This is a genomic window from Oceanospirillum multiglobuliferum (assembly GCF_900167095.1).
Lineage (GTDB): Bacteria > Pseudomonadota > Gammaproteobacteria > Pseudomonadales > Halomonadaceae > Oceanospirillum > Oceanospirillum multiglobuliferum.
Genome location: NZ_FUXG01000013.1, coordinates 1 through 14648 on the forward strand (window position 1 = coordinate 1; position 14648 = coordinate 14648).

General features: G+C 46.5%; 14 protein-coding genes, 3 tRNA genes and 1 other RNA gene. 9 read left to right on the plus strand and 9 right to left on the minus strand.

What is annotated here, in order from left to right; all coding sequences use genetic code 11:
- A partial coding sequence (locus B5D26_RS09905; RefSeq protein ID WP_143833113.1) for a helix-turn-helix domain-containing protein occupies positions 1 to 270 on the minus strand: 270 nt, incomplete at its 3' end.
- 64 nt (positions 271 to 334) lie between these two features.
- Positions 335 to 1021, minus strand: a complete 687-nt coding sequence (locus tag B5D26_RS09910; protein WP_234985271.1) for a substrate-binding periplasmic protein — start codon at positions 1019 to 1021, stop codon at positions 335 to 337.
- On the opposite strand from B5D26_RS09910, the gene B5D26_RS16430 reads away from it, so the two are divergent.
- Entirely contained in the window at positions 939 to 1130 is a 192-nt protein-coding gene (locus tag B5D26_RS16430; RefSeq protein ID WP_234985272.1) for a hypothetical protein, read from the plus strand. The two genes, B5D26_RS09910 and B5D26_RS16430, sit on opposite strands and share 83 nt — an antisense overlap.
- Before the next feature lie 101 nt (positions 1131 to 1231).
- On the opposite strand, the gene ffs is transcribed toward B5D26_RS16430, so the two are convergent.
- The 7 genes from ffs to B5D26_RS09945 form a co-directional block, all read right to left on the minus strand.
- An RNA gene (gene ffs / locus B5D26_RS09915) (signal recognition particle sRNA small type) lies at positions 1232 to 1328 on the minus strand.
- A 206-nt stretch (positions 1329 to 1534) separates the two neighbouring features.
- Positions 1535 to 2869, minus strand: coding sequence for an N-succinylarginine dihydrolase (gene astB / locus B5D26_RS09920; protein WP_078745585.1), 1335 nt, complete (start codon positions 2867 to 2869; stop codon positions 1535 to 1537).
- A gap of 24 nt (positions 2870 to 2893) precedes the next feature.
- Entirely contained in the window at positions 2894 to 4366 is a 1473-nt protein-coding gene (gene astD, locus B5D26_RS09925; protein ID WP_078745586.1) for a succinylglutamate-semialdehyde dehydrogenase, read from the minus strand.
- Position 4367: 1 nt separating this feature from the next.
- On the minus strand, positions 4368 to 5396 hold the full coding sequence (gene astA / locus B5D26_RS09930) for an arginine N-succinyltransferase (protein WP_078745587.1): 1029 nt from the start codon (positions 5394 to 5396) through the stop codon (positions 4368 to 4370).
- A gap of 166 nt (positions 5397 to 5562) precedes the next feature.
- Positions 5563 to 6573, minus strand: coding sequence for an arginine N-succinyltransferase (gene astA / locus B5D26_RS09935; protein WP_078745588.1), 1011 nt, complete (start codon positions 6571 to 6573; stop codon positions 5563 to 5565).
- Between the two features lie 2 nt (positions 6574 to 6575).
- Positions 6576 to 7802 (minus strand): hydrolase, encoded by a 1227-nt coding sequence (locus tag B5D26_RS09940; protein WP_078745589.1) that lies wholly within the window; start codon positions 7800 to 7802, stop codon positions 6576 to 6578.
- Positions 7803 to 8005: 203 nt separating this feature from the next.
- A complete protein-coding gene (locus B5D26_RS09945; RefSeq protein WP_078745590.1) occupies positions 8006 to 8500 on the minus strand; it encodes a YchJ family protein in 495 nt (164 codons plus the stop codon).
- 49 nt (positions 8501 to 8549) lie between these two features.
- On the opposite strand from B5D26_RS09945, the gene msrA reads away from it, so the two are divergent.
- From msrA to B5D26_RS09985, 8 genes are all read left to right on the plus strand, one after another.
- On the plus strand, positions 8550 to 9173 hold the full coding sequence (gene msrA / locus B5D26_RS09950) for a peptide-methionine (S)-S-oxide reductase MsrA (protein ID WP_200810657.1): 624 nt from the start codon (positions 8550 to 8552) through the stop codon (positions 9171 to 9173).
- Positions 9174 to 9311: 138 nt separating this feature from the next.
- Positions 9312 to 10865, plus strand: a complete 1554-nt coding sequence (locus B5D26_RS09955; RefSeq protein ID WP_078745592.1) for a sigma-54-dependent transcriptional regulator — start codon at positions 9312 to 9314, stop codon at positions 10863 to 10865.
- Between the two features lie 160 nt (positions 10866 to 11025).
- The gene (gene uvrY / locus B5D26_RS09960; RefSeq protein WP_078745593.1) at positions 11026 to 11670 is read left to right on the plus strand and encodes a UvrY/SirA/GacA family response regulator transcription factor; all 645 of its coding nucleotides are present in this window, start codon (positions 11026 to 11028) and stop codon (positions 11668 to 11670) included.
- Between the two features lie 13 nt (positions 11671 to 11683).
- Positions 11684 to 13507 carry an excinuclease ABC subunit UvrC gene (uvrC, locus tag B5D26_RS09965; protein ID WP_078745594.1) on the plus strand — a complete coding sequence of 608 codons (1824 nt, stop codon included), beginning with the start codon at positions 11684 to 11686 and terminating at the stop codon, positions 13505 to 13507.
- A gap of 8 nt (positions 13508 to 13515) precedes the next feature.
- Entirely contained in the window at positions 13516 to 14064 is a 549-nt protein-coding gene (gene pgsA / locus B5D26_RS09970; protein ID WP_078745595.1) for a CDP-diacylglycerol--glycerol-3-phosphate 3-phosphatidyltransferase, read from the plus strand.
- Between the two features lie 84 nt (positions 14065 to 14148).
- Positions 14149 to 14223, plus strand: a tRNA-Gly gene (locus B5D26_RS09975).
- A 34-nt stretch (positions 14224 to 14257) separates the two neighbouring features.
- Positions 14258 to 14331 (plus strand) — tRNA-Cys (locus B5D26_RS09980).
- Positions 14332 to 14348: 17 nt separating this feature from the next.
- Positions 14349 to 14435, plus strand: a tRNA-Leu gene (locus B5D26_RS09985).
- Positions 14436 to 14648 lie beyond the last annotated feature (213 nt).

Here is a 14648-nt window from a genome sequence, read left to right on the forward strand (position 1 = left end):
CTGACGCAGCATCAAAATCACGAGGTCAAACAGTTCATTACCCTGAGCAAGCTTTTTCACTGGTCGACAGCCTACTCTTCGAGCCTGACGGTTGGCTTGAGCCTTAGGTGCTTCGTATAGGCCATCGGCAAGCTGGTTACGACGAATCTCTCGACTGATTGTTGAGGGGCTTCGATCAAGTAGGCGAGCAATACTTCGCAGACTGAGATTGTGAAGCAGGCCAATTTGAATAGTGGCACGCTCTTCTATGTTGAGTTCTTTGTATGTCATAACAACACCTTACCCGATATTGGATTAGGTGTTGCACTCAGAATTTGCCGCTAAGCAGTAAAAGCTATGGTGAAGTTTGATAGTACTGTTGTTGTACCTTTGAAAAAAAGCCGTTATTAATAATTTGCTCTATGCTCTGATTAAACAATTGTTCTTGCTTATAAAAAGGCGATTTTTTAGAAATACCTAAGTATAGAAGCGTGCTATTTTCAGGTTCAAAAGCAGCCTTGGTGAATTGGTTGTGCCAGCGGCTCAAGCTAAGTTCATAATCTGCTTGGCAATCTGTTCCAATATAAGTGTCGATGCGTTTGGCGCTCAACAAAAACAGTAAAGTGTTTTCTTGAGTTACGATATGCTTGTTAAGTTTGGTATCGTTATCAAATTCAAAGTAGTAAGCAGAACCCCTCACCATGCCTATTCTAAGATTGTAAAGATCGCTGCTCTGTTGCAACTTTGCTTTATCTTCGTTTCGAATATAAAAGCGCGTGTTGCAGTGATAATAAGGGGGTGAAAGGTAGTGAATATATTGCGCCCGCTCTTCTCGCCAAGCGATCCCTGTCATTAAGTCTAGTTCTCCAGTCTGCATCATCAGTAAGCAGCGTGCCCAAGGGCATTGTATGTATTGTATTTTTAGCCCTTGCATTTGAGCGAGTTGGTTTAGCAGGTCGATGTCTATACCTTTAAACTCGCCTTGGGTTGCGATTCTGAATGGTTCCCACGCGCTGAATGCGACTCGAAGTACTTTGCCTATAGGATTGTTTTGTGTCGCTATCGCTAGGTTGTCACTGCTAGCGCTTGATGCAATTGAGCACAGCCAGAGTAATAATATCAGGGCAGATTTCTTTATTCCCATTGGATAATCCTGCTCACCTGTTTGATGCTACAAGTATAGCTTAGATATTTGGCGGTGCAGAAAGGTTGGGATTTTGGTGGGTTTTGTCGAGTCTATAAAGGCGGAAGCCCCCGCCAGCCACACCTCGGCACACGATCCGCTTGCTGTGGCTGCTCCCTTCCGGGCCTGACCAGGTTCACAAGTTTCCGTTGCGAGGGGACCGACGAGGGCCTCCATAATTTGCTTGTGCGCTATAGCGCTTCAAACAACGTGCGTAATCTTAACACTATCAATTAGTTAGATACAACAGTTCTTTTCTTTGGTTGCTCGTTTTTATCAGAGTGTAATTGCTTTGCTCTATTGATAGGGCGATAAATCAAAAAAACACAAACCTATAGTAACGGGTTTGTGTTTTTTGATATGCGCTAATGGCTAAATTTGGAACGGATACACCGAGCCTAAATTCAAAATGCGCGTTAGTTCGTCTAAAGCCGTGCGAGATTCAATTAGCAATTGAGGATCGGCTAGATCTGCCTCTGTTAAACGGTCGCGATAGTGACGCTCTACCCAGTTGTTTAGACTCTTAAACAGTGTCTCACTCATGCGAGTCGATTGGTTAAATGCCTGTAGTTCAGCATCATTTAACACTACGCGCAAACGCAAACAGGCAGGCCCGCCACCATTGCACATACTTTGTTTCAAGTCGAAAACCTGTAGGTCGTCAATTGGGCTGCTGCCATCACGTAGCTCGGTTAAATACTGCCAAACCGCAGGGTTTTGACGGCATTCATCTGGAATCACTAGCAAGGTGCGGCCATCGGTCAGGCTTAGCAATTGGCTGTTAAACAGATAGCTGGTGACCGCATCTTGTACTGTTACGCGGTTGTTTGGCACTTCAATGATATTAAACTGACCGCCTAACTTTTGGCTCAACTCTTGTTTAACCTGTGTTTGGTCAACAAAAGCTAGCTCATGGCAGAACAAGGTGTTGCGGTTGCCCACGGCGATTACATCATTGTGAAAAACCCCTTGGTCTATTACTTCAGGGTTTTGTTGTGCGTAAACCACTTGGTTTGCACTTAAACCATGAATGCGTGCCACGGCCTCAGAAGCTTCTAGTGTGTGACGGGCGGGATAGCGTTTTGGCGCAGGACGATTGTTGTCAAACGCACTACGGCCATAGACAAAAAACTCAACCCCTGTATCGCCATAGTTATGGCAGAAACGAGTGTGATTGGCTGCACCTTCGTCACCAAAGTGTTCTACGCTGGGTAGTGCGCCATGATGAGTAAAGTGAGCTTTGTCACTGAAGGTGGCCTGCAAAATGCGCCCCGTGGTTTCGTGCTCAATAGAGCGGTGAAACTTATTGGTAAGATTGGCAGGGGTAAAATGTACCTTACCATCTGCCGTATCTGCGCTCGGTGAAACCGTGGCTGCATTAGCCGTCCACATACTAGAGGCTGAGCAGCAAGCCGCCAAAATACGAGGGGCGTCTTTTGCTGCGCTGGCTAGCACCTCTGCATCACTGCCCGTAAAACCCAAGCGGCGCAAAGTGTTAATGTCAGGCCGCTCTTGTGGCGCTAATACCCCTTGCACTAAGCCCATGTCGTGCAGGGCTTTCATTTTGGCTAAGCCCTGCAAGGCCGCTAATTTAGGATTAGACGCCAATGCTTCGTTACTTTGTGACGCCACATTGCCAAAAGACAAGCCACTGTAGTTGTGAGTTGGGCCGACTAAACCATCAAAATTCGCTTCAAATGCTTTCATTCGCACTCTCCAATCGCTTGTCTATTAGTCTAGCGTTAGACCGGGGGCAAAAGTTTCAGGCAAGGCCAAGGCTGAGGCTTCAATACCCGCAACTGGGTAGGCGCAATAGTCTGCGGCATAATAAGCACTGGCACGATGATTACCACTGGCACCAACACCGCCAAATGGCGCAGCACTAGAGGCACCTGTTAGCTGTTTGTTCCAGTTCACGATCCCCGCACGGATGCGGTCGTAGAAATAGTTGAAGCGGGCTTCATCATCGCTGAACAAGCCTGACGACAAGCCGAACTTGGTCTTGTTGGCCAAACGGATCGCCTCATCAAAGTCACTGTAACGGGTCACTTGCAGCAGAGGGCCGAAATACTCTTCATCTGGTAGCGTTTCTGTAATCGCAGTGACATCAATTAAGCCAGGCGAAACAAAACCTCGGCCTGCTTGTAGTTTTTCTAGCGTTAATAATGAGCTAGCACCCATGTCCAGTAGGCGTTGTTGCGCGGCCACCATGCCATCGGCTGCGGCTTCAGAGATCAAGCTGCCCATAAAGGGTGCCGGCTCGTCAAACTGACCGCCAATTTTGATTTGGCTAACAGCTTGCTTCAGTTGCGCCAAATAACGGTCGCCCCACTCACCAACAGGCACATACAAGCGGCGTGCACAAGTGCAGCGTTGACCCGAAGTAATATAAGCGGATTGAATGGTTTCGTGCACGGCGGCTTTAATGTCGGCCACTTCATCAACAATCAGTGGGTTATTACCGCCCATTTCTAAGGCCAGAATTTTGCCTGGTTGACCTGCAAATTGCTCATGTAACAGATGACCTGTACGTGGGCTGCCCGTGAAGAACAAGCCGTCCAGATCAGGGTTTGCTGCTAACGCAATACCGGTTTCTTTTTCGCCTTGTACGAGGTTCAAGACACCTGCTGGCAGGCCTGCCTCATGCCAAAGCTCTACCATACGTTGTGCTATATGAGGCGTCAGTTCGCTTGGCTTTAAAACCACCGTATTACCTGCTAATAGCGCAGGTACAATATGCCCATTTGGCAAGTGTCCTGGGAAGTTATAAGGGCCAAATACTGCAACAACGCCATGCGGCTTATGACGTAACACTGCACGAGCACCCGCCATATCGCTGCTGCGTTCGCCTGTACGTTCGTTATAAGCGTTGATTGAGATCTCAATTTTGCCCATCATCGCCGCCACTTCCGTGCGGGTTTCCCATAGCGGCTTGCCCGTTTCTGTGGCGATAATAGTTGCCAGCTCTTCTTTATTGGCAGCCAATAGCTCACCGAAGCGGCGCACAATAGCGGTACGGGCTTCAAAACCCAGTAAAGCCCATTCAGTGCTGGCGCTGCGAGCCGCGTTTACTGCCCGCTCAACCTGAGCCGGAGCGGCGGCTTGACCTTGCCAAACTACTTCGCCCGTTGCAGGGTTAACTGATTGAAATGCAGGCCCTTCTCCAGCCAACCATTCGCCGTTGATAAACAAAGTCGTGGTCATTCTAAAATCTCCTTCCTGAGGATAGAGGTGCAATCCGAACGGTGGTGCCCTCAGTAATGTTAAGTGCATCCGCAACTGCTTGAGGTAGGCCAATCACATGTTTACCCACCAATTCGATAGCAGATAGGCAGCAGCGGAAGTTATTAAAGTCGGTGGTACTGATCATATACAGACCGCCTTCTGGCGCGTCGTCAATAATGCTGACTTTGACGTAATCACTTTTGCGAATGGTGCGAATATCATCGGTGCGACACTCTAAAGTAGGGCCGCCATCAAAGATGTCGATGTATCCGGTGTAGCGCATACCTTCGCTTTCTAATAGTTTGCGAGCAGGTGTGGTTGCTTCATGGGTTTTGCCGATGGCGTCCTGTGCTGCTTGAGGCAACAAGTTGGTGTAGATGGTGTTTTGCGGCATCAGCTCTGCAATAAACACTTTGTCCATTGAGGATATTTTGTCAGCTTCGGCAAAGTCTAAAGAGAAGAAATGACGGCCTAGCCCCTCCCAAAAAGGCGATACACCATTTTCATCAGAGTAACCGCGCATCTCTGCGATTAAGTGCTCGTTAAAGCGCTTAGGAAACTCTGCCATAAACATAAAGCGAGACTTCGACAGCAAAGCGCCATTGCGGCCATAACGTGCATCAGGGCTGAGAAACAGTGTGCACAGCTCAGAATAGCCCGTGTGGTCATTGGTGATTGTTAAGGTGTTGATTTTGTTATACACCTTGAGTTCACGAGAGGCGTGAACCAGTGTGCCGACACGATAGTTGTACCAAGGTTCTGTTAAACCCACCGCCGAATAAATGCCGGAGATGCCGACCACTTCTTTCGTTTCAGTGTCTTCCATGACAAAAAGGTACAGCGCCTCCTTTGGAGCCGGATTGGCCGTAAAAGCCAGCAAAGCAGTTTCCAGTTTGGCGGCCACTTGTTTGTCATTGTCTTGTAAAGAGGTGAAGCCGGGGCCTGTTTTACGCGCCAGCTCACGCAGAGCGGCATAATCATCGGCTTTAATTGGGCGAACGACCATCATTGTTGGGATCACTCCATTTTTATGCTGTTGAACACAGTCTGATTTATTTTTAGACGTAGTTAGGCGACGCCTCTACTAGGCCAGTGTTTGTATTCATCTCTTTGGATTATAGAAGTTGAGCGATGTCAGAATGGTTTATCTTATCCTGACGCCCGCTTTTATCGGTTTACAACCAAACCACCCGTACCATTGAACGCCCATCAAGTTGTAGCGCCTGTGCTTGTTCTGGTGTGAGGGTGGGTTGTGATGCATCAAGTGGTGCAATCAAACAACGGTAGTTTTCTAAACCGTCGTTACTGATCAACGCTAAAGGGGCTGTGCTGGTATCAAGAGCTGCAATTTGTACTTCAACCTGCTGGCTTTGACTAACGGTGCGTATATTATCAACGCGCGCCTCTAAGCTTGGCCCCGCATCAAAAATATCGACGTATTTGCGGTAGACAAAGCCTTCAGCTTCTAACAGATCGCTAACAGCCTGCATATCTTCACGTGGTTTACCCAATGCCGCTTGAGCCTCTTTGCTTAGTAACGGCACATAAACTGGATAGTGGGGCATAAGATCGGCAATAAAGCCTTTTGAGTTAATACCTGTCAGGTAATTAGCTTTATTGAAATCCATATTGAAAAAGTGACGACCTAGGCACTCCCAAAATGGAGACTGGTTGTTGTCGTCGGCAATTCCTTGCAGCTCAACCATCACTCTTGACGCAAAACGCTCAGGGTGAGCGGCCATAAACAACATGCGCGCACGGGATAACAAGTGCAGATTGCTTTCTTGGCGGTGTGCCTTGTCTAAAAACAAAGTACAAAGGCGTGAAGCCCCTGTGTAATCTTGGCACAAGTGTAACGCTGGAATACGGTTGTGAATTTGCAACTCGCCAGAGGCATGAACCACCTCATCAATACGATAGCTGTAAAACGGTGTTTCTAAACCAACGGCAGCTTCAACCCCTGACACGCCAATAATTTCACCTGTACTGGAGTTTTCTAGAACAAAGTGATAACTCTCTTGTGCAGGGGCTGTTACAGCCTTGCGCAAAGATTGGCGGGTGCTATTGATCAAATGGCTTAGGTGATCACGGTTATTGGGCAGCGTAGTCATGCTGCCGCCAGAGATCACAGCAAGGCGTTCTAAACCTTGCAGGTCGTTGAATGTCAAAGGGCGAAGTAGAAACATGATTAAGGCTCCAACCAGCTTAGGTCATCACTTGCCGCCAGCTTCATCAGCATAAGTGCGCTCAATTTCGCCCGCTGACTCAGACTGCTGACTTTGACATACTCATCCGCAGAGTGAATTTTGCCGCCTTGCACACCCAAAGTGTCAATATTGGGAATGCCTGCCGCAGCCAAATTATTACCATCGCAGCAACCGCCCGTAGGCAGCCATTGTAGCTGCATACCTAAGTCTTTACCGCAGGCTTGTGCCAGTTCAAATAGCTTCAAATTGGCAGGGCTTAGTACTTTGGGCTTGCGAGTAAAACCGCCGTGTAGTTCAATCAAAATCCCTTCTCGGGCATGAATACGCGCCACCAAGTCGGCCAGTTTGTTTTGACACCAGCGTTCATCTTCAGGACGTTCTAACCGAATGTTGAAACGAGAGATACACAGATCAGGCACGATATTGACCGCACCACCGCCCTCGATAAAGCCGGGGTTAATGGTGACCCCTTCACGTTTACCGTTTAGGTCATCGAGTGCAGAGATAAAATCGCACATGGCACGAATGGCATTACGACCCAAATGATGTTCACGGCCTGCGTGTGCGGCGCGGCCTTTAATCACCACACTGAAATTGCCGCTGCCTTTACGCTCACCCGCTAAATTACCATCGGGGAAACTTGGCTCGTAGATCATGCCTAAATGCACACGTTTGGCAGCATCTGCAATTAACGGCGCAGAGCCTTGAGAACCAATCTCTTCGTCAGGATTAAACAGAATCTCCCAACCGATCTTCTCCGCCCAAGGGCTACGCTCTAAAGCCGCAATGGCATTTAACATCACCATTAAACCGCCTTTTAAGTCGGCCACACCGGGGCCGTTTAATGTGTCGTCATCTAGCCATTTCACAGTTTGAAAAGGGTGATTGACGGCAAATACCGTATCCATGTGGCCGCAGAAAAATACTTGTAAAGGTGCATCGGTACGCTTACGAATACGGATCGCATCCCCTAAAGCATGGGCTTCAACCTCACCTTTGGCATTTACATTCTGGTAAGGTGCAACAGGAATAATTTCAACATCGCCGCCTAAAGGCGCAAACAACTCGATTAGCTTTTTGCCAACCTGATTCACCCCTTGCGCGTTAAAAGTGCCAGAGTTGATCTCTGCCAACGCAATCGTATTACGCAGCATTTCATCTTGCTGTCCATCAAGCCAATCTAACCAAGGGGTGAAATCTGTAGTCATGTCGCTGTCCTATTGATCTGTTGTGATCATTATTGACTAGGGGGGCAACAGATTCTGTCAACGATGCGACCTGTTTTTTCAAATGAGGACATGGGGTTATAGGGAGTGTAATTGGCTTGTTCAGAATAAGTACTTAGACTGTACCAGCCAAAACGGCCTCGAATTGAGGCCGTTTTCAGTTTTCTAGCATCAAAATCAAAGTATTAACGCAAACAGCACTTTTTATATTTTTTGCCGCTGCCACAGGTGCATGGATCGTTGCGGCCTACCGTCTTTTGTGAAGGTGGCGTGTAGTCCTTACCATGTACGAAGTACCAGCGCCCGTCTTCAAGCACAAATTCTGAGTCTTCAGAATGGTTGATAATAACGTCATTTTGACGATAGCGTGCGGTGAAGCACACGCGTGCTAGTTTAGGGTCGCTAGATTCAGATTCGGTGTGAACAGTTAGTCCTAACCACTCAGATGATTCTGCCCAGTCTTTTAAATTGGTAAAGTCATACTTAGCGCGCATGCTGGGTTGGGTGGTTTGTTCGATGTAGTCAATATTGGCCAGTGTATAAGCGGTATAGCGTGAACGCATTAATAATGCCGCTGTCTCTGGAAGTTGGTCACCTACAATATAAGGTGCACAGCATTGACCATACTCTTGTCCTGATGAGCAAGGGCAAGGCATGTTGTTTTCGATAGTTAAGGTCATAATGTCTACTCGGTTTTAATCTTCGCTGCATCATACTGGAGTTATCTCTATGTTTCATTTCGAAAAAATACAATTACCCAATGCGGAGCAAGCATTAAAAGGCAGGGCAGAGTATGACTTTGTGCTGCCTCCGCATCGGTTATTCGGTTGCGATCTAGGCCAGTTTGATCAATACCCTAAGCGTTTACTATTAGGCATGGGTTGTTTTTGGGGGGCTGAACGTTTGTTCTGGCAGCAGCAGGGGGTGGTTTATACTGCTGTTGGTTATGCTGGTGGTCATACCCCTTTTGCTACTTATGAAGAGATTTGTAGTGGGCTAACAGGACATACAGAGGTGGTTGCAGTGGCTTATGATGAACAGCAAAGCCTTGAGCAGCTGTTGGCGCTGTTTTGGCAACGTCACGACCCTACTCAAGGTATGCGCCAAGGTAATGATACTGGTACTCAATACCGCTCAGCACTTTATTTATATTCAGAGCAAGATTTGGCATTGGCAATAGCGAGCCGTGACGCTTATCAAAAACAATTAGATAGTGCAGGATTTGGCGCCATTACCACGGAAATTGCTTTGGCGGATAAATTATATTTTGCAGAGCCATATCATCAGCAATACTTAGATAAAAACCCTAACGGCTACTGCGGTTTGAAAGGCACAGGGGTGAGCTGTGCCTAAGTCAGTTTAATTAAGGTATAGCAAGATCGAACAATTAAATGTGAGTTTGCCTGAGACAGTGTATAGAATAGTTGACACATCATCCGTTGCTGTCAATTTTGCACAGTGAGTCTAAACAAAAAGAGTGGTTAAGCTACCATGCGATTAGAGATTATCTGCCAGAACCGCGTTGGCATTATGCGCGACATTCTAGAGGTGTTTGTAGAGTTCCGTATTAATGTGGTGAGAGCGGAAGCGGGCGGCGATAAATGTAGCGCTATTTATCTGTATATGCCCGGTATGCTCAATATTCAGTTGCAAAGCGTGCGTAGTCGGCTGGAGAAAATCGCAGGGGTTTATAAAGTGCGGCGTATCAATTTAATACCAAGTGAACGCCGTCACTTTGAATTGGATATTTTATTGCAGTCTCTTGATATTCCTGTGCTATCTGTTGACAGTGATGGACGTGTTGTTGTCGCGAATATTGCCGCTGGGCGGGTGCTGGGCGTGCGTGTAGATGAAGTGCCGGGTATGTCTTTAGGCAAGCGCATTAAGAATCTTGATCTTGAAACTTTATTACCTAAGTTAGAGAGCCGTTTAAATGGTGTGCGCACAGAGATAAGGGGAGACGCTTTTTTAGCGGATATCAGCCCGATTTATTTTGAAGATAAGCTGACAGGTAAAGAGCCTGCTGGCGCTGTTATTTGTTTGCACCCTGTTGAAAGCTTAGGTGCCAAGCTGTACTCCATTCATAGGCATGATGCTTACGGTTTTGATGCGTTGCAAATTCAAGCACCTAAGATGCTGAATTTAATTCGTGAAGCCAAGCGTATGGCCCCTTTAAATGCACCATTATTGATTCAGGGTGAAACAGGTACGGGCAAAGAGATGCTAGCGCGTGCCTGCCATCAGAGCAGTCCTAGAGGTCGAGCGCCTTTTATGGTGCTGAACTGTGCTGCGCTACCAGATAATTTGGCAGAGTCTGAGCTATTTGGTTATGCCTCTTGTGCTTTTGAGGGTGCTCGTGTTGAAGGTAAGCTAGGCTTGTTAGACATCACCTCCGGTGGCACTATTTTTCTAGATGAAGTGGGTGAAATGAGCCCTCATCTGCAAGTGAAGCTGCTGCGCTTTCTGCAAGATGGTTGTTTTAGGCGTGTTGGCAGTGATGATGAAATACAAGTCGATGTACGGGTGATTTGCGCAACTCAAAAGGATTTATCGGAGCTTTGTGAACAAGGTGTTTTCCGCGAAGATCTATTTCACCGTCTGAATGTTTTGGCCTTAACTATTCCTCCATTACGCAATTGTAAAGAGGGCATTATCAGTTTGGCCGCTCACTTTATAGATCGGGCATGCCAACAAATTGGTGCGGAACTACCCAAACTGAGCGAGGGTGCTCAACAGTTGCTCAAAACCTACCATTGGCCCGGTAACGTGCGCCAGCTTGAAAATGTGCTCTATCAAGCGGTTTCTATTTGTGAAGGCCGTGAGATTAAGGCTGATCACATTCGCTTGCCAGCGTTACACCAAGGGTTGAATAGTGAGGTCGATCTGACAGGTAATTGGGGCAATATTATCGACCGCGTAGAGATACAAGTGCTCAGTGCGTTATATCCTGACTACCCTAGTAGCCGTTTACTGGCCAAGCGTTTAGGGGTGTCGCATACAACAATTGCGAATAAGTTAAGAAAATATGACATAGGCCAGTCATAATCTTTCAGCAGCAGGCACAGTGCTTGATGCAGCCTATTTTTATCCTTAAGTACAGTTTTGAATTTTAGACTTATTTAATGGTTTAAAGATTGCAGTTGTAGCAGCAGAGTGTTATCTATAAGTCTATGTTTTGAATATATTTGTTCCAGTTGAGGTCAGCATGGTTAAGCTGCTTATTGTTGATGATCACCATATCGTTCGTGCTGCTGTTTCAAAAATGCTGGCTGATGAAGACTGGATTGAAATTGTCGGCGAAGTAGGAAGTGGTGAAGAAGCGGTACAGATGGTGAGAGAGATTGAGCCAGATGTTGTGCTTATGGATATTAAGATGCAGGGTATTGGTGGCCTAGAGGCAACCCGTAAAATTGTACGTATGCAGCCTGATTGCAAAGTGATTGCGCTGTCGGCACTGGTTGAAGAAACCTATGCGATGCGTGCCATGGAAGTAGGGGCATCTGGCTATCTTTCAAAAGGTACTGATCCTGCTGAAATGATACAGGCGATACGTCAGGTCAGCCGAGGCTTAAATTACATCAGCTCTGAAGTGGCACAAAAAGTGGCACTTAAACGCATGATGCCCGGTAATCAAAATCCTTTCGATGTGCTATCTGACAGGGAGCTACAGATTGCGTTGATGGTGGTGAACTGCCACAAAGTAAACGATATTTCCGATAAACTGTTTTTAAGTCCTAAAACAGTGAACACTTATCGCTATCGGATTTTTGAGAAACTGAATATCACCAGTGATGTTGAGTTAACTCATATGGCGATTCGTCATCAGCTGATTGATACAGAGTCTTTATAATTCTAGCCTGCCCATGACTGCATTTGACTCAAAAGCCTTTTTAAAAAGCTTATCCACCCATCCGGGTGTATATCGCATGTATGATGAGTCGAATCAGTTGCTCTATATTGGTAAGGCTAAGAACCTTAAGAACAGGGTTAGCAGTTACTTTCGCAGCAGCGGACTTAGCGGAAAGACTCAAGCTTTGGTTCAGCAGATTCACCATATAGAGTTCACCGTTACTAGCAGTGAAACTGAAGCGCTGCTGTTAGAGCAGACACAGATTAAAAATCATCGCCCGCCTTTCAATATTCTGATGCGCGATGACAAATCATACCCTTATATTTTTATTAGTGCTTCAGACTACCCTCAAATTGAATACAGTCGAGGTAAAAAGAAGCGTGCAGGACAGTACTACGGCCCCTATCCTAACAGTAATGCGGTTAAAGAGACTTTAAGCTTGCTGCACAAGGTTTTTAAGTTGCGCCAATGTGACGATAACTTTTTCAAAAACCGTAGTCGCCCCTGTTTACAGCATCAAATATCACGTTGCTCTGCGCCTTGCGTGGCGATTATTTCACAAGAAGACTATTTAAAAGATGTAGCCGCTGCACAAATGTTTTTACGCGGCCAAAGCTCAGAGTTACTAGAGCAGTTGCAGCAAAAGATGGATTTAGCGGCTGAAGCATTGAACTTTGAAAATGCCGCGCATTTGCGGGATCAGCTTATTCAGCTCAGAAAAATTCAAGAGCAACAATATGTTTATGGAGAGCAGGGTGATGCAGATGTCTTTGCGCTGGCCTCTCGTCCTGGTGGCATTGCAGTATCTGTGCTTTTTGTACGCGCAGGTCGGGTTTTAGGCTCGCGTCACTATTTTCCAACAGATCAGCTGTCCGATAGTCACAATGAAACTTTAGAGGCTTTTATTAGTCAGTTCTATCTTGCATCTGAAGGGCGAGAGATTCCTGCGGAATTAATCACCAATTTGGAGATTTCTGACCCTCAGCCTTTGATTGATGCAGTTCAGTTACTGCATAAAAAACGCGTAACAGTGAGCCATCAGGTACGCGCTTACCGTGCGCGTTGGTTGCAGTTAGCGATAACCAATGCCGAACAAGCGCTGATTAGCCATCTTGCTAGAAAAGGCACCTTTGAGGCGCGCTTTAAAGCATTGAAGCAAGTGCTAGGCTTGAACTTTCAGCCAGAGCGCTTAGAGTGCTTCGATATTAGCCACAGTTCAGGCGAAGCAACCGTTGCATCTTGCGTTGTAATGGGCAAAGAAGGCCCCATTAAGTCAGAGTATCGCAAGTTTAATATCGAAGGGATTCAAGCCGGTGATGACTATGCGGCTATGAAGCAGGCGCTTACCCGCCGTTACGAGCGCCTACAAAAAGGAGAGGGCAAAAAGCCAGATATATTGATTTTAGATGGTGGCAAAGGTCAGTTGAAACAGGCTCAGGAAGTTTTCAAAGCGCTAGCTGTTACAGATGTTATCTTGTTGGCGGTATCAAAAGGCACTACTCGCAAACAGGGCTTTGAAACGTTATATCTTGAAACAACAGACCAAGTATTTGATTTATCTTCAGATTCAAAAGCGCTACACCTAATAGAACAAGTGCGCGATGAGTCACACCGCTTTGCCATTATCAATCATCGTCATAAGCGAGATAAAACGCGTAGAACCTCCGGTTTCGAGTCTATCCCAGGTATAGGCCCTAAGCGTCGACAAGCGATATTGAGATTTTTTGGTGGCCAGCGAGAAGCTTTAAATGCCAGCATTCAAGAGCTCGCAAAAGTACCCGGAATTAGCGCTGCTTTAGCTGAGCAGATTTATAACCACTTACACCCAGAACAGTAGTCCGTTAAATGAAACTACCGAATATCCTTACTGCATTACGTATCGCCTGTATCCCATTAGTTGTATTGGTGTACTACTTACCCTTTGCTGATCATCTATATTACGCAGCGGGTATTTTTGCATTAGCCGCTTGGACTGATTGGTTAGATGGTTATCTGGCGCGTAAGTTAAACCAAAGTACAGCCTTTGGTGCGTTTTTAGATCCTGTGGCAGACAAACTTATGGTGTGTGTGGCGCTAGGCTTATTGATAGAGGGGCACTCTAGCTGGCTATTAACCATACCTGCACTGATTATTATTGGTCGAGAAATCGTAATCTCAGCGCTAAGAGAGTGGATGGCCGAGCTTGGTAAACGTGCCAGTATTGCTGTTTCGATGATCGGCAAGGCCAAAACCTCGTTGCAGATGCTGTCTATTTTCATCCTGTTGAGCCAAACACCGGATACAACAACTGCTTATGTTGGCTTGGTTTTGCTCTATATTTCGGTGGTGTTAACCATCTGGTCAATGGTGCAATACCTGAAAGCCGCTTGGCCGGACTTAAAGTCAGGTATGTAAGCTAAGCACATGATTTTTTTTGAAATTATTTTAAAAAAACTATTGACGCCCCCATAAGCTTGTATATAATACGCACCAAGTTCAGCGGGAATAGCTCAGTGGTAGAGCACAACCTTGCCAAGGTTGGGGTCGCGAGTTCGAGCCTCGTTTCCCGCTCCAAACTTACTAAGTGTAAGATGATGTATTAAGAGATGGCCGGGTGGCAGAGTGGTCATGCAGCGGACTGCAACTCCGTGTACGCCGGTTCGATTCCGACCTCGGCCTCCATGCTCTTAAGACAGATTGCCCGGATGGCGAAATAGGTAGACGCAAGGGACTTAAAATCCCTCGGTGGAAACACCGTGCCGGTTCGATTCCGGCTCCGGGCACCATTTGGTTGTTTCATGTTATTCCAAATGGTGCCAAAACACTTAGAAATCATATATAAAACAAGCGCTTAAGGCGCTTTTTTTGTTTCCGCTTATTCCCGCCTTGTTTTATTTCAATCTAAAGTTTTAGATATATTGATTCGTATATGTTCAGTTCGATAACGGAGCGTATAGCTAAATGATCATAATCACCAAGCCTATCATTGATCACATAGC

Coding starts and splice junctions, on each gene's coding strand:
- astA (WP_078745587.1), bottom strand. CDS start 5,396: ATGATGGTCGTTCGCCCAATTAAAGCCGATGATTATGCCGCTCTGCGT.
- uvrY (WP_078745593.1), top strand. CDS start 11,026: ATGGTTAAGCTGCTTATTGTTGATGATCACCATATCGTTCGTGCTGCT.
- pgsA (WP_078745595.1), top strand. CDS start 13,516: ATGAAACTACCGAATATCCTTACTGCATTACGTATCGCCTGTATCCCA.
- astD (WP_078745586.1), bottom strand. CDS start 4,366: ATGACCACGACTTTGTTTATCAACGGCGAATGGTTGGCTGGAGAAGGG.
- B5D26_RS09955 (WP_078745592.1), top strand. CDS start 9,312: ATGCGATTAGAGATTATCTGCCAGAACCGCGTTGGCATTATGCGCGAC.
- B5D26_RS16430 (WP_234985272.1), top strand. CDS start 939: ATGTCTATACCTTTAAACTCGCCTTGGGTTGCGATTCTGAATGGTTCC.
- astB (WP_078745585.1), bottom strand. CDS start 2,869: ATGAAAGCATTTGAAGCGAATTTTGATGGTTTAGTCGGCCCAACTCAC.
- msrA (WP_200810657.1), top strand. CDS start 8,550: ATGTTTCATTTCGAAAAAATACAATTACCCAATGCGGAGCAAGCATTA.
- B5D26_RS09945 (WP_078745590.1), bottom strand. CDS start 8,500: ATGACCTTAACTATCGAAAACAACATGCCTTGCCCTTGCTCATCAGGA.
- astA (WP_078745588.1), bottom strand. CDS start 6,573: ATGTTTCTACTTCGCCCTTTGACATTCAACGACCTGCAAGGTTTAGAA.
- B5D26_RS09940 (WP_078745589.1), bottom strand. CDS start 7,802: ATGACTACAGATTTCACCCCTTGGTTAGATTGGCTTGATGGACAGCAA.
- uvrC (WP_078745594.1), top strand. CDS start 11,684: ATGACTGCATTTGACTCAAAAGCCTTTTTAAAAAGCTTATCCACCCAT.